This window comes from Paraburkholderia sp. FW306-02-B (assembly GCF_058782725.1).
In genome coordinates this window covers 151,431-165,115 of sequence record NZ_JBYSXZ010000004.1, presented here as the reverse complement: position 1 = coordinate 165,115, position 13,685 = coordinate 151,431, and the positions used below count along the sequence as shown (strand labels likewise).

General features: G+C 59.9%; 13 protein-coding genes. 6 read left to right on the top strand and 7 right to left on the bottom strand.

Annotated features, from left to right (window positions below; translation table 11 throughout):
• Positions 1 to 99: 99 nt before the first annotated feature.
• The 7 genes from AC3WOG_RS37550 to AC3WOG_RS37520 all read right to left on the bottom strand — a co-directional run bounded on the left by AC3WOG_RS37550 (position 100) and on the right by AC3WOG_RS37520 (position 7,120).
• Complete coding sequence (locus AC3WOG_RS37550; RefSeq protein WP_492582884.1) at positions 100 to 864, bottom strand: SDR family NAD(P)-dependent oxidoreductase; 765 nt, start codon at positions 862 to 864, stop codon at positions 100 to 102.
• 119 nt (positions 865 to 983) lie between these two features.
• Positions 984 to 2,159 carry a porin gene (locus tag AC3WOG_RS37545; protein WP_492582904.1) on the bottom strand — a complete coding sequence of 392 codons (1,176 nt, stop codon included), beginning with the start codon at positions 2,157 to 2,159 and terminating at the stop codon, positions 984 to 986.
• Positions 2,160 to 2,707: 548 nt separating this feature from the next.
• Positions 2,708 to 3,751, bottom strand: a complete 1,044-nt coding sequence (locus tag AC3WOG_RS37540) for an amidohydrolase family protein (RefSeq protein WP_492582883.1) — start codon at positions 3,749 to 3,751, stop codon at positions 2,708 to 2,710.
• Positions 3,752 to 3,754: 3 nt separating this feature from the next.
• A complete protein-coding gene (locus AC3WOG_RS37535; RefSeq protein ID WP_492582882.1) occupies positions 3,755 to 4,447 on the bottom strand; it encodes an ABC transporter ATP-binding protein in 693 nt (230 codons plus the stop codon).
• Positions 4,448 to 4,449: 2 nt separating this feature from the next.
• Positions 4,450 to 5,229, bottom strand: a complete 780-nt coding sequence (locus AC3WOG_RS37530; RefSeq protein WP_492582881.1) for an ABC transporter ATP-binding protein — start codon at positions 5,227 to 5,229, stop codon at positions 4,450 to 4,452.
• A complete protein-coding gene (locus AC3WOG_RS37525; protein WP_492582880.1) occupies positions 5,226 to 6,218 on the bottom strand; it encodes a branched-chain amino acid ABC transporter permease in 993 nt (330 codons plus the stop codon). The genes AC3WOG_RS37530 and AC3WOG_RS37525 overlap by 4 nt, the downstream gene beginning before the upstream one ends.
• Positions 6,219 to 6,253: 35 nt before the next feature.
• A complete protein-coding gene (locus AC3WOG_RS37520; protein WP_492582879.1) occupies positions 6,254 to 7,120 on the bottom strand; it encodes a branched-chain amino acid ABC transporter permease in 867 nt (288 codons plus the stop codon).
• 531 nt (positions 7,121 to 7,651) lie between these two features.
• Between AC3WOG_RS37520 and AC3WOG_RS37515 the strand changes: the two genes are divergently transcribed.
• From AC3WOG_RS37515 to AC3WOG_RS37490, 6 genes are all read left to right on the top strand, one after another.
• Positions 7,652 to 8,074, top strand: coding sequence for a Zn-ribbon domain-containing OB-fold protein (locus tag AC3WOG_RS37515; protein ID WP_492582878.1), 423 nt, complete (start codon positions 7,652 to 7,654; stop codon positions 8,072 to 8,074).
• 4 nt (positions 8,075 to 8,078) lie between these two features.
• The gene (locus AC3WOG_RS37510; RefSeq protein WP_492582877.1) at positions 8,079 to 9,257 is read left to right on the top strand and encodes a thiolase C-terminal domain-containing protein; all 1,179 of its coding nucleotides are present in this window, start codon (positions 8,079 to 8,081) and stop codon (positions 9,255 to 9,257) included.
• 57 nt (positions 9,258 to 9,314) lie between these two features.
• On the top strand, positions 9,315 to 10,520 hold the full coding sequence (pcaF, locus tag AC3WOG_RS37505; RefSeq protein ID WP_492582876.1) for a 3-oxoadipyl-CoA thiolase: 1,206 nt from the start codon (positions 9,315 to 9,317) through the stop codon (positions 10,518 to 10,520).
• Positions 10,521 to 10,724: 204 nt separating this feature from the next.
• Complete coding sequence (locus AC3WOG_RS37500) at positions 10,725 to 11,870, top strand: Re/Si-specific NAD(P)(+) transhydrogenase subunit alpha (RefSeq protein ID WP_492582875.1); 1,146 nt, start codon at positions 10,725 to 10,727, stop codon at positions 11,868 to 11,870.
• A gap of 20 nt (positions 11,871 to 11,890) precedes the next feature.
• On the top strand, positions 11,891 to 12,223 hold the full coding sequence (locus tag AC3WOG_RS37495; RefSeq protein ID WP_028198874.1) for an NAD(P) transhydrogenase subunit alpha part 2: 333 nt from the start codon (positions 11,891 to 11,893) through the stop codon (positions 12,221 to 12,223).
• Positions 12,223 to 13,674: an NAD(P)(+) transhydrogenase (Re/Si-specific) subunit beta gene (locus AC3WOG_RS37490; RefSeq protein ID WP_492582874.1), complete on the top strand. Its 1,452-nt coding sequence runs from the start codon at positions 12,223 to 12,225 to the stop codon at positions 13,672 to 13,674. The genes AC3WOG_RS37495 and AC3WOG_RS37490 overlap by 1 nt, the downstream gene beginning before the upstream one ends.
• Positions 13,675 to 13,685 lie beyond the last annotated feature (11 nt).

Genomic DNA, 13,685 nt, shown 5'->3' with positions numbered 1-13,685 from the left:
CGCCGGCAAATGTTTGGCGGCGTGATTGTCCAGCTTGATCTGAAAACACGGTCTCTAGCAGAACCGGCCACCTGGCAGGCCGATCAGAGGACGAACGGTTCAATGCGAAGGAATGCCCGCCGTCTTACCACCATCAACCGCGAGAACAATGCCTGTAATGAAACTGGCGTCTTCGGACAGCAAAAACGCGACCGCCGCTGCGACCTCTTCCGGTTGACCTTCACGACCGATTGGGTGAGCCGCACGAATACGACCGGCATTTTCTGGATCTTCGAACATGACTTCTGTCATTGGCGTACGGATCATGCCGGGTGCGATTGCATTGACACGGATCCCGATGGGACCCAGTTCGAGCGCCATGGTCTGACTGATACCGACGATTCCATATTTCGACGCGGAGTAGGCGAGTCGATTCGGCACACCGCGAATCCCGGCCGCGGAACTCAGATTGACGATGGAACCTGGGGCCTGCGCATCCTTCATTGCACGGGCAAAGGCCTGGCAGACGTTGAAGGTTCCGTCGAGGTTGACCGATAGCACATGACGCCATGCTTCGGGTTCGACGGTCAGCACGCTGCCTACGCCACGGATGCCGGCACAATTGACGAGTCCCCAGAGAGGTCCAAACCGCTCGATCGCGCCAGACACCAACGTGCCTGTCTGCTCGCGATCTGAAATGTCGACGCTCACGGCATTCACCCGGTCGCTTCCTTCGAATTCGGCCACAACCTTATCGACGTTTTCCTTGTGTACATCGGCGGCGACGATGAATGCGCCTTCGTCGAATAATCTCCTGACGCAGGCTGCGCCGATACCGCTTCCGGCCCCGGTCACTATGACGGATTTGTTTTCAAAACGTTTCATTCTGAAGCTCCTGATTAGACGGTCCGATTCTCACCAGTCTCTACGCGACAGTCGCGACAAGGGTCCAGACAGGTCAAGTGTCCAGACCCTTGTCGTTAGCGCGTGAAAAGCGTTACGGTCTAGAATTTATGGCGTAAAGCGAGCCGGACCAGGACTTGATGGTTGTTCGACGAGTCGCCCAACGAGTCGATATCGGCGACGGCCGGTGTGCCGAGCGACGACGTTCCTGACGCGTGCTGCCAACCCACGCCCAGATAGGCATCGGTCCGCTTGGACAGGAAGTAGTCTGCGAGGAAGGAAACCTGATGATAGTGCTGATTGCCGACCGTTTTGCCCTCCGCAGTCGTGACTCCCTTGCCGATCGCATAGTTGTACGCCACGCCAACGAAGAGAGCAGGACCGAACTGGTATCGAGCCGCCACGTCATAGTTGTTGAAGCGGGCCATGCCGTTTGATAGCGCGGGTCCCAGGTTAGCGTACTGAACGTTAGAGAACGATGCGGCCAGTGTCATGGATCCGATGGTGTAATTGGCCGCGGCCATTGCCACCTGATAGGCTTGGGCACTCGCGTATCCCTTGTTCAGCGACTGCGAGAGTACCGTGGCGCCATTGGCATTTCCGGTGAAGAAGCCGGAGCCGGGAGTTGTAGAGGTTGGATTCTTGAAGTACTCGAAAGCCGCGCCGAGCTTTAACGGGCCATACGCATAGGCCGTACCCAACGAGTATCCACTGTTGCCGGTCACGTTTCCAGCGACCCCGCCGGCGCTATATTCACCGCCGAATGTGAAACCGTGATAACTCTGGCTCATGTAGCGAACCGTGTTATTAACCCGCAACCCGTTGCCGGCGTTGTCGACGTCACCCGGATGGGTGGCATAGTCGCCGCCCAGCAGATTCGATCCGGTAAGTGGGGCTGGGAAATAGAAGATCATGTCGTACTGACGGCCGAACGTCACGTTTCCGAAGCGGTCGCTACTGAGCCCGACGAATGCCTGGCGGCCGAACTGGGCGCCTCCCTGCGCGGCCGTGCCGTTGTTCAGATTGACGCCGGATTCGAGAGTGAAGATGGCGCGCAATCCGCCACCCAGGTCTTCGCTACCCGTCAGTCCCCAACGGCTACCCATGAGACCGCTCAGCGACTCGAGGAAGATTCGCTTGCCACCGCTCGCACCACCGGTGTTTGTCTGGTACATGATGCCTTCGTCGATCACTCCATACAGGGTCACCTGACTCTGTGCGTAGCTAGCGGTCGCCGGCAGTGCCACCACGGCGCAACAGAGAATCGATCGTTTCATATTGAATTTCATGCGGGTTGTCTCCAAACGGATTTGATTAGTTATACGACGTTGAAATGGCTTTTTTACCTACTCGTCAAGTCTTCTTGACGGGCACTAAACGCAACGACCATGCCAACGAGAGTCAAAATGGATTGATCATTAGGATGGTCATTGGTAAGCAGGCGTCGCAGAGGGCAAAGACGCTATTCTCATTGTGTCTAGAACAGAAGTAAGATTACCTAATCAATATAAGTGGATATTTATAAATGGAAGTTCTACGAAATCAGGGGTTGTTACCTGGGTTTGACCGAACGATCAGCACCGTTATGTCTCCGCTGGCGACAGCAGGCGTGCATCCTGCGAACACTTTGTGACCTCACGTACACCGGGTTTCGCGCGATCGGGCAGGCCGCGTGCGAAACGGAAAGTACGAGTGAAGGGGATGGCTCGAACCGATGTTCTTTATCGGTTCGGGCACGCGGAGCATCACGTGCGGAATCGACGGCGAACCGGCGCGATGAAGACCCGAACGGTGGATCCGTGCGGGTGTTCGTCGCGAACGAGGTTCAGGGCAAGTGGGACAGTGAGATGCGATATACTTTGGATGCCGTGCCGTGAAATAGCGCAGCCTTCTCACTGGGTGAAGCTTCTCGCACGATATGTTTCAAGGCATTCCAGATCGGAACGAAGCCGCCCGATCGTCCGTCAGGAGGATAGTTGCTTTCCATCATGCAACGGTTCGCGCCGAAGGCTTCGACACAGGTTTCGACGTGCGGGCGCCACTTCGCAGCGAGTTCCCGGTAGCCGATCGTATCTTCACGCTCTTCAAACCGGAAACCCCAGAACGGCATGCCCAGGCCACCTATCTTGCAGTAGATATTCGGTCTGCGCGCCACCTCGACTATCGCATCGCGATACTGGCGGAATACTTCCGCGCGGGCTTCGTCGTTCTTGTCCATCGCCATGGCATGTCCGCAGTGGTCCAGGACAATCGTAGCTTGCGGGAATGAATCCGCGAGGTCGGTGAGATCGTGCAACTGGTGATGGAACATTGCGGCGTCGAACGTCAACCCGCGTTTCACGAGTTGTGCGAAGCCGGGCCGGAATCCAGGGTGCTTCATGATGCCGCTCGGCGGCCGGTGAGTGATGAAGCGATAAGGTGCTTCGGTCGGGTCTTCGATCGTGACTTGACGCACGCCCCGAAAGCGCTCGGGTGCGAGTTCGAGTGCGCGGTCGAGCAGTTCCGCAACCGGGTCACCAAAGCGGAGGTCGGCATAGCCTACAATCGCCGCGGCGACCCGGCATTCCCCATATACGCCGCTCGCGCACATTGCGCCCACGCCATTGGCAAACTCGACTTCACCGAGCGGGCGCAGCAACTCCGGTCCGTCCGGACGAGCAAACGCTTGCGTCTCAAGATAAACCGACGCCACCACACGATGTCCCGCGCGTACGTCTTCGAGGTAGTCGTTGAGCATGTAGCGTAACGGCGGCCGGTCGAACAGATGATGATGCGAATCGATAATCGGGATCTCGGGATCCAGAATGGGCTCGTCGCGACCTTCGTACAACTGGCGGTGGATTTTCGGTGGGGTGTTGGTTTGCTTCATGAGTTAGAGATACTCCTCTGCGAGCGCAATGTCGCGGATCTCGTCCACGGTGCCACTGCGGCGCACTTCGCCGTTGCGGATGACGTAGGCGCGATCCACCAGTTTGAGAGCGGGGCGTGCCATTTGTTCGGTCATCAGGATGGTCGTGCCGCGTCGCTGCAATTCGCGAATAGCATCGCTGATATGACCGATCCAGACAGGCGCAAGGCCGAGGAACGGTTCGTCGAGCAGAAGCAGCTTCGGCATCGTGCTCGCCGCGCGAGCGATGGCCACGATCTGCTGCTGGCCGCCGCTTAGCTGATTCGCAGGTTGATCGGCGCGCTCGACCAGAAGCGGAAATATCTTCTGAATCCATTCGAGGTTAGCCCTCGCCTTCGCAATCGGAATACCGATTGTGCCCGACAGCACATTTTCGGTCACACTCAGCGAACTGAAAACGCGCCGGCCTTCGGGCGAATAGCCGATGCCAAGACGCGCTCGAGCAGGGCACGACACGCCGGCCAGATCCTGCCCATTGAATACGATTCGCCCGGCTGCGGTCGGCACCAATCCGACGACGGAGTTGATGAGACTCGATTTGCCCGCGCCATTCGATCCGACCAGCAGCACCGATTCGCCCTCTTTCACTTCGATCGACACATCGTTCAATGCCTCGATACCACCGTAGCGAACGCCCAGATTTTCGATTGTCAGCATGTTCATTCCTCAGTAACGCCCAGGTAGGCGTCGATCACGTCGCGACGGGACAGCACTTCGTCGGGCGGTCCTTCGGCGAGAAGACGTCCGGCTTCGAGCACGAGAATGCGAGGACACAGACGGCGGACCAGATCCATATCGTGCTCGACGATCAGCACGCCGCAACCGAGTACCGTTTGCGCGTGCTCGATAAAGCGGTCCACCTGCGTGCGTTCGCGGCGTTCGAGTCCGGCCGCGGGTTCGTCGAGTAGAAGAAAGCGGGGCCGCGCCGCAAGTGCCATGATCAGCCCCAGCATTTTCTGCAAGCCATAGGGGAGCTTGTCGCTGGCCTCGTGTAGATGAGGAGCGAGACCGAACTCGTCGAGCAGCGTGTCGATGCCGAGTGACGGGCCATCGGTGCGCGAGCCGAAGCGCTCGGCACGAAACAGATTCTCCTCGACGCTCACACTGCGAAACGTGTTGGTTTGCTGGAAGCTGCGCGCCACACCCAGCTTGCTGACGGTGTGGAACGGCTTGGCCGTGATCTCCCGGTCACCGAGAAAGACCCGCCCCGACGTCGGCGACAACATACCGCATATGACGTTGATCATGGTCGTCTTGCCGGCGCCGTTCGGGCCGATCACACCGACGACTTCGCCCTGCGGTACTTCGAACGAGATGCCTTCGAAGACTTTTAGACCACCAAAGTGCTTTGAGGCGCCGTCGATGCGCAGGCTGCACGTCCCGACTCTGTCGTTGGTGGCAGATGGAAGAACGCGAGGCAACACGCGAGCCGAACTCATGCTTTTCTCCAATGAACCGGTTTTACTTGCGGCGCGCCCCGGGTTTTCCGGTTCGTAGCCAGCTTGACAAATGTGCCGACGAGACCGCCGGGCGCCGCCATCATGACGACCAGCAGGAGCAAGCCGAACATGCCTCCGGAGAGATCAGCGTAACCACTGAAGATATTCGTCATCACGATAAGCAGCGCGCTGCCCACGACGATACCGAGCATCGAACCGCGCCCGCCGACGAAGGCGTAGGCAATGTAATTGTTGATTGACCATGACGCGAACGAACTCGGATGAGCTGTTGAAAGCATGTTGACGAGTGCGAAGCCGGCGAGTCCTGACACGCCCGCCGACGCCACGAACCCGATGGTTCGATACTTCCAGACTGCAACGCCGAGACTTTCGGCCAGCGTTTCGTTTTCCTCGATAGAAGTAAACTCGGCGCGAAAGCGTTGGGTCACGGCAAGCGTAATGAGCGTTGCAACAAGACACACCGCCACGGTCACCACGATCAGCATAGTGGGTGAGCCAAGGTCTCGGCCGAACAGGGTGGCGGGCGGCACCCCGGCGATGCCATCCGCGCCGCCGGTCAGCGTCGGCGTCTCAAAGATCACCAGTTGGAGGATCTCGTTGAAAAGAAACGTGACAATGATGAAATAGACGCCTTTGAGTCGTAACACCAGCGCGCCCAGTGGAACCGCAAAAAGCGCCGGCACGATGAACGAGAGGCCCATTAGCAGGAGCAGATCCGTCGTTCCGCTTTTGGCCAGCATGGCCGACGCATAGCCGCCGATTGCCATGAACGCAGGCACGGTGAACGACAGCAGACCCATGCGCAGCGTGATGTAGACGGCCAGAGCCGCGCTCACACCAATCGCGCATTGGTATGTCAGCGAATTCAGAAAGGTATTCGCCGTGAGGAGCGGAATGGCGGCAAGCGGAAGGAGCAGTGCCACACCCCAGATGTCCAGCTTAAAGTCGCGATGACGGTTTGATTTCATAAGAATGAGGTCGCATGAAGTAGGGGAATGGCGAATCAGGCCTTGCGTGCGACTGTGCCGAGCAGCCCTTGCGGACGCACCAGCAGGATCAGCACGACCAGCAGAAAGAGGGCGAGCGCTCCTTGGGAGCCGCCGAGATAGACACTCGAATAGGCTTCCACGAGTCCGACGATGAATGCGGCAATCATGGCGCCCGTAACGCTACCCAGTCCTCCCAGAATCACGACCACAAATGCTTTTCCCAGCACTGCTTCGCCGCCCGTGGGTTCGAGAGCCAACATCGGCGTGACGAGCGCGCCGGTGAGGCCGGCCAGCGCCGTGGCAATGGCGAATGCCATCGGGAACATCCGCGCGGGTCGGATACCTTGTGCCTTCGCGACCGGCGCATCGTCAGCCATCGCACGCAGCGCAATGCCGTAGCGGGTTCGGAAAACGAGGTAGTAGACGCCCACGATCGCCGTCGCGCAAACCGCCATCACAATCAGGTTCGGATAGGGGATATAAAAGCCCGCGCCGCGCAACGAACCCGAAATGGGGAATTTGAAATCGACGGGTTCGGCTCCGTAGACGAACGTCACGCCAGTGGTCATGATCTGGTAAATGCCCAGCGTGATCAGCATGGTGGCCAGGTGGTCGGTGACGTATTTCTCGACGAATAGCGCCTGAATGACGTATCCGATTACGCCGGTCGCCGCAGTCGCCAGCAGCACGGCAACCACGAAAGGCAGTCCGAGCGAATGCGACAACGAAAACGCGAAATAGCCTCCGAGAATATAGAAGCCGCCGTGAGCAAAGTTGACTACGCCCATGATGCTGAAGATGAGCGTAAACCCGATGCTAATTAAGGCATACTGAGTGCCTAGAGTCAGGCCGTTTACTCCGGCCGCAATGACGCTTTCCAAGGTATGTCTCCATCTTTATGTTGTAGTTGAGCAGACGCTCAAGCCTGGGCGCTAATTCGCAACAGTCGTGCCAACTTTTCTTCCGCTGGAGTGCGTCGTGGCGAGGCCTTATTGCCACACAATCTGTCCATGATGAAAACAGGTGTTCGTGAAAACGACGTCACTGATTTTCATATGCACATGCGGCCATGGGACTCCCCGCTTTGTCCGGCACTCGGATGACAAGATAACTATCCACTTCTGCTTGCGCAAAAACCCTCACCTATCGTCTCGATGTGCATAGGATCTTGATCTAGGCACCCGAGTGATGAAGTTGTGTTTGACAGCGACACTGCTGTCGAGCGAAACGACAGCCGCGTACATTTCCGCACGCCGACGGCAGCGCCTCCGGCAACACCCCAAGCCACCTGTAACGCCGCGCCAACCGGTCTCTGCCCACCCTCACGGCCCCCTGCGACCTGACAGCTTCCCAATGCGATTCTGTTGGCATAGGAGTTGCAGTATCGAGTGCTGAATGTCACGGAGATCACGATGGAAGACACCGCACCGCTGCCTTTGCCATTGCCCAACGCCGACTCGCTTCCCTATTGGAATGCGGCACGGGAAGGCAGGCTGACGATCCGCAAGTGCTCTGCATGCGAATCGCTTCACTTCATGCCGCGCTATCTGTGTCCGGTCTGCTGGTCCGACCGGCTCGAATGGGTCGACAGCAAAGGCACGGGTAGCGTACATAGCTTTTCGATCATTCGCCGGGCACCGATGGCGGCCTTCGCTGCCCGTGTGCCCTATGTCGTCGCACTGATCGAACTGGATGAAGGGCCGCGCATGGTGGCCAACGTGATTGGCGAGGACGCGCTGTCAGTGCGCATTGGGGACCGTGTCAGCGTGACGTTCGAGGATCGTGGCGACGGCGCGATGCTCCCACAATTCAATCGCGTACCGGCTGAAGGTTAAATCCATGAAAACAGCGGCATCGCTCAAGAATAAAGTCGCCATTGTTGGCGTGGGTGAATCGGAGATCGGGCGCGTTCCTCACATGTCCGGACTCGGCCTGAACGCACAGGCAGCGAAACGCGCACTCGACGACGCGGGTCTGCAAGTGTCGGATATCGACGGTGTACTGACTGCGTATTCGTTTACCGAGCCTTATTTCATGCTGGGTTCGGTGATCTGCGAATACCTGGGTATCAAGCCGAGATTCAACGCGTCGCTTATCACGGGCGGTGCAAGCCCAGGCGTGATGCTCAAGCATGCAGCGGAGGCGATCGCGTCCGGTCAGTGCGAAACCGTACTGGTTTGCGCAGGTGAGAATCGCGCGACGGGTCAGACGCGGGATGCTGCGGTTGCCTCGCTGATGGCGGTGGGGCACCCGTACTTCGAGCAGCCCTACGGGGCGTCGATTCCCAGCTTCTACGCCATGATCGCGCAGCGTCACATGCACGTATACGGAACAACGCGCGAGCAAATGGCATCGGTGGCGGTCAATACGCGCTCGCACGCTCTGCTACATCCCAATGCTCACATGAAGAAGCCTTTGACAATGGACGAGGTGCTCTCGGCGAAGCCGATCGCCGATCCGCTCGGCATGCTCGACTGCTGTCTGATCTCAGACGCGGGTGGTGCGTTTATCGTCACCTCCGCCGAGCGCGCCGCGGACCTCAAGTGCAAACCGATCTACCTGCAAGGAATCGGCGAGTACCACACGCATGAGCATCTGATGTGCGCACCGAGTCTGACCGAGTTCGGTGCAACGGAGTCGGGGCGTATTGCATACCAGATGGCGGGGTTGGAGCCGCGTGATATCGACGTGGCTGAACTATACGACTGCTTCACCATCGTGCCCATCATCGAACTGGAAGAACTCGGTTTTTGCGAACCGGGCGAGGGCGGTGCTTTCTTCGCTGGCGGTCACGCGCGAATAGGCGGCGCACTACCGGTCAATACGCATGGCGGAATGCTTTCGCATGCGCATGCTGGCGCGGCGGGTGGTCTCTTCGGCATCGTGGAGGCAGTTCGTCAGCTGAGAGGGGGATTGGGAGCGCGTCAGGTGGAGGGGGCGGAAGTTGCTCTCGTGCATAACGAGGGGGGCATTCTGTCTTCTCATTGCACGGTCATTCTGGCCAACGCCAAAGGCTAACCTGGTGCTGCCCCACTACCTGTTCCCTGAATCCTGAAATCGAATAGCAGACTATCCATGACACGAGAAGCCTTTATCTGCGACGCCGTGCGTACCCCTTTCGGGCGCTACGGCGGCGCACTGTCCTCGATTCGGGCCGATGACCTCGGTGCGATTCCCCTGCGCGCTCTGATCGCACGCAATGCCCATGTCGATTGGGCTGCTGTCACTGACATCCTATACGGCTGTGCGAATCAGGCGGGCGAGGACAACCGTAATGTCGCCCGCATGTCGGCGCTGCTCGCCGGCCTGCCGGACAGCGTGCCCGGCGCAACGGTCAACCGCCTGTGCGGCTCGGGTCTCGATGCCGTCGGGACGGCCGCACGCGCAATCCGATCTGGCGAAGCCGGTTTGATGATTGCGGGCGGTGTCGAGAGCATGAGTCGCGCACCATTTGTCATGCCGAAAGCCGACTCGGCCTTCAGCAGGACCACGGCGGTGCACGACACGACCATCGGCTGGCGCTTCGTGAACCGGCTCATGAAAGAACAGTATGGTGTCGACTCCATGCCGGAGACGGCCGAGAACGTTGCCGTCGATTACGGTATCGAGCGTGAGGCGCAGGACCGCATGGCACTCGCGTCCCAGCAGAAGGCAATCGCGGCACAACGGCGCGGGTTCTTCGACGCTGAAATCGTTCCGGTCAGCATCGCGCAGAAGAAGGGCGAACCCGTCGTCGTGAGTCGCGACGAACATCCGCGCGATACTTCGCTGGAGGCGCTGGCGAAACTGAAAGGCGTAGTCAGGCCCGACGGAAGCGTGACGGCCGGCAATGCCAGCGGTGTCAATGACGGCGCCTGTGCGCTGTTGCTCGCGGACGAAAGCAGTGCAAAACGAAACGGGCTAACGCCGCGCGCGCGAGTGGTTGGCATGGCGACGGCCGGTGTGCCGCCGCGCGTGATGGGCATCGGGCCCGCGCCGGCTACGAGGCGGGTGCTGAAGCTGATCGGCATGACGCTCGATCGAATGGACGTCATCGAACTCAACGAAGCATTCGCCGCACAGGGCCTTGCCGTGTTGCGCCAGTTGGGGCTCGAAGACAACGACCGACGCGTGAACCCGAATGGCGGCGCGATCGCACTCGGCCACCCGCTCGGCGCGTCGGGTGCCCGGCTCGTGACGACCGCCGTCAACCAGTTGCATGCATCTGGTGGCCGCTTCGCGCTTTGCACGATGTGCATAGGCGTCGGGCAGGGCATTGCGCTGGTGCTCGAAAGAATCTGACCGAACTCGAGCAGGTGCGATTTCAGATCCGCGCCCGTAGCTGCGACGGTCCTGTGCGCTGAGCCCGGCCCGTCTCCCTTGAACCTTTGCGTACTGGCTCTCGCGAGAGCGAGCGGGTTTGCTCGTGCCTGCTTTTCACACGGTTGATTTAGCGTGCCCGCGCCAGTCCGCCATCACAGCTTTAAATCATAAGGAGCAGCGCCCATGAAGATTGGCGTGCCCGCCGAAACCACGGCCGGCGAAACTCGTGTGGCCGTGACCCCGGAAACGGCAAAAAAACTGAAGGCCCAGGGCCACGCCGTGTGCGTGGCGTCCGGCGCCGGAATCGCGGCGAACATTCCCGACGACGCTTATCGGGAAGCGGGCGCGGAGATCACCGATCAATCCACGGCGCTGGGCTGCGAGATGGTTCTGAAAGTGCGCGCGCCCAGAGAAGGCGAGTTCGCGGCCTTTCAGCGCGGCGCAGTACTCGTCGGCATGCTCGACCCGTTCGATGCCACGGGCGCAGCACGGCTGGCGGCCGCTGGGCTCACTGGATTCGCGCTCGAAGCCGCGCCGCGCACGACGCGCGCGCAGAGTCTCGATGTGCTTTCCTCGCAGGCGAATATCGCGGGCTATAAAGCCGTTCTCTTGGCCGCCTATTCCTATCAACGCTTCATGCCGATGCTGATGACGGCCGCTGGCACGGTGAAAGCAGCTCGAGTGTTGATTCTCGGTGCGGGCGTGGCCGGTCTGCAGGCCATTGCAACCGCCAAACGACTGGGCGCGGTGATCGAAGCGTCGGACGTGCGTCCCGCCGTGAAAGAGCAGATCGAATCGCTCGGCGCCAAGTTTCTCGACGTGCCCTACGAAACCGACGAGGAACGCGAAGCCGCGCAAGGCGTCGGTGGCTATGCCCGGCCGATGCCGCCTTCCTGGCTTACGCGTCAGTCGGCGTTGGTCCACGAGCGCGCCAAACAGGCCGATATCGTGATTGCAACCGCTCTGATTCCCGGCCGCACTGCGCCGACGTTGATTTCCGCCGACACGGTCAGGGCAATGAAGCCGGGCTCGGTGATCGTCGATCTGGCGGCCGGACGCGGTGCAGCGTCTGATGGCTACGTCGGTGGCAATTGCCCGCTCACCGAGCCGGACAAGGTCGTCGTGAAGCACGGTGTGACGATTGTCGGTCACACGAATTTACCGGCTATGGCTGCGGCCGATGCCTCCTCCCTTTACGCGCGGAACATGCTCGATTTTCTAAAACTGATTTTCACCAAGGAAGGCACGCTCAACATCGATCTCGCGGACGACATCGTTGCAGCAACGCTCCTTACGCGCGATGGCGCCGTGACGCGCATGGCGGCATAAGGCTCATGAGGAAAAAGACAATGGAAGTCATCAACCACACCGTCATCAACCTGATCATCTTCGTGCTGGCGATCTACGTCGGCTACCACGTCGTCTGGAACGTCACGCCCGCGCTGCACACGCCGCTGATGGCGGTGACCAACGCGATCTCGGCGATCGTGATCGTCGGCGCGATGCTGGCGGCAGGCCTCACCGTGGGCGACACCGGCAAGTTCTTCGGCACGCTGGCTGTCGCGCTCGCCGCAGTGAACGTGTTCGGCGGATTTCTCGTGACGAGGCGAATGCTGGAGATGTTCCGCAAGAAAGAGCCGAAGAAGCTGATCGCCGATAAGACCGCCAAGGAGAACGCGTAATGAGTCTGAACGTCGTCACGCTGCTTTATCTGATCGCGTCGGTCTGTTTCATTCAGGCGCTCAAGGGGCTGTCGAATCCGAAGACGGCGCGCACGGGCAATACCTTCGGCATGGTCGGGATGGCGATTGCGATCCTCACGACCATCGCGCTGATCGTCAAACAGGCGAACGCGCTCGGCTCGAACCTCGGCTTGGGGCTCGGCCTGCTGCTGGTTGCGCTGGTGATCGGCGGCGCGATCGGCGCGTTCGTCGCCGCGCGCGTCGAAATGACCAAGATGCCGGAACTGGTCGCGGCGATGCACTCGCTGATCGGTCTGGCGGCCGTGTGTATCGCCTACGCGGTGGTGTCGGAACCGGCGGCCTTCGGTCTGGTCGATCCGGAGAATACGCTGCCGGGTTTCCTGCCTTACGGTAACCGGATCGAACTGTTTATCGGCACATTCGTCGGCGCAATCACGTTCTCGGGATCGGTGATCGCGTTCGGCAAGCTGTCGGGCAAGTACAAGTTCCGGCTGTTTCAGGGCGCACCGGTGGTCTACGCAGGGCAGCACCTGATCAACCTGTTCCTTGCGATCGGGATGCTCGGCTTCGGCGTGATCTTCTTCCTCACGCAATCGTGGTTGCCGTTCATCATCATGACGTTGATCGCGTTCGTGCTGGGCGTGCTGATCATCATCCCGATCGGCGGCGCGGATATGCCGGTGGTCGTGTCGATGCTGAACTCGTATTCGGGCTGGGCGGCGGCAGGCATCGGCTTCTCGCTGAACAATCCGATGCTGATTATTGCGGGCTCGCTGGTGGGCTCGTCGGGTGCGATTCTGTCGTACATCATGTGCCGCGCGATGAATCGCTCGTTCTTCAACGTGATTCTCGGTGGCTTCGGCAACGAGGCGGGCGCGGCTGCGGCGGGTGGGTCGGCGGAACAGCGTCCGGTGAAATCCGGCTCGGCTGACGATGCATCGTTCATGCTCGGCAATGCCGAAACCGTGGTGATCGTGCCGGGTTACGGTCTTGCGGTCGCGCGTGCCCAGCATGCGCTGAAAGAGCTGACCGACAAGCTGGTGGAGAAGGGCATCGAGGTGAAGTACGCGATTCACCCGGTGGCCGGCCGGATGCCTGGGCACATGAACGTGCTGCTCGCCGAAGCCGAAGTGCCGTACGACATGGTCTTCGAAATGGACGACATCAACGGCGAGTTCGGTCAGGTCGACGTGGTGCTGGTGCTCGGCGCGAACGACGTGGTGAACCCGGCGGCGAAGAACGATCCGAAGTCGCCGATCGCGGGCATGCCGATTATCGAGGCGTACAAGGCGCGCACGGTCATCGTGAACAAGCGGTCGATGGCGGCGGGTTATGCGGGGCTCGACAACGACCTGTTCTACATGGACAAGACGATGATGGTGTTCGGCGATGCGAAGAAGGTGATCGAAGACATGCTGAAGGCGGCATGAGCTCGTGTCAC

Bases quoted from the DNA above. Each gene is read 5' to 3' on its own strand.
- AC3WOG_RS37545 (WP_492582904.1), bottom strand. From the start codon at position 2,159: ATGAAACGATCGATTCTCTGTTGCGCCGTGGTGGCACTGCCGGCGACC.
- AC3WOG_RS37490 (WP_492582874.1), top strand. From the start codon at position 12,223: ATGAGTCTGAACGTCGTCACGCTGCTTTATCTGATCGCGTCGGTCTGT.
- pcaF (WP_492582876.1), top strand. From the start codon at position 9,315: ATGACACGAGAAGCCTTTATCTGCGACGCCGTGCGTACCCCTTTCGGG.
- AC3WOG_RS37540 (WP_492582883.1), bottom strand. From the start codon at position 3,751: ATGAAGCAAACCAACACCCCACCGAAAATCCACCGCCAGTTGTACGAA.
- AC3WOG_RS37515 (WP_492582878.1), top strand. From the start codon at position 7,652: ATGGAAGACACCGCACCGCTGCCTTTGCCATTGCCCAACGCCGACTCG.
- AC3WOG_RS37550 (WP_492582884.1), bottom strand. From the start codon at position 864: ATGAAACGTTTTGAAAACAAATCCGTCATAGTGACCGGGGCCGGAAGC.
- AC3WOG_RS37525 (WP_492582880.1), bottom strand. From the start codon at position 6,218: ATGAAATCAAACCGTCATCGCGACTTTAAGCTGGACATCTGGGGTGTG.
- AC3WOG_RS37510 (WP_492582877.1), top strand. From the start codon at position 8,079: ATGAAAACAGCGGCATCGCTCAAGAATAAAGTCGCCATTGTTGGCGTG.
- AC3WOG_RS37535 (WP_492582882.1), bottom strand. From the start codon at position 4,447: ATGCTGACAATCGAAAATCTGGGCGTTCGCTACGGTGGTATCGAGGCA.
- AC3WOG_RS37500 (WP_492582875.1), top strand. From the start codon at position 10,725: ATGAAGATTGGCGTGCCCGCCGAAACCACGGCCGGCGAAACTCGTGTG.
- AC3WOG_RS37495 (WP_028198874.1), top strand. From the start codon at position 11,891: ATGGAAGTCATCAACCACACCGTCATCAACCTGATCATCTTCGTGCTG.
- AC3WOG_RS37530 (WP_492582881.1), bottom strand. From the start codon at position 5,229: ATGAGTTCGGCTCGCGTGTTGCCTCGCGTTCTTCCATCTGCCACCAAC.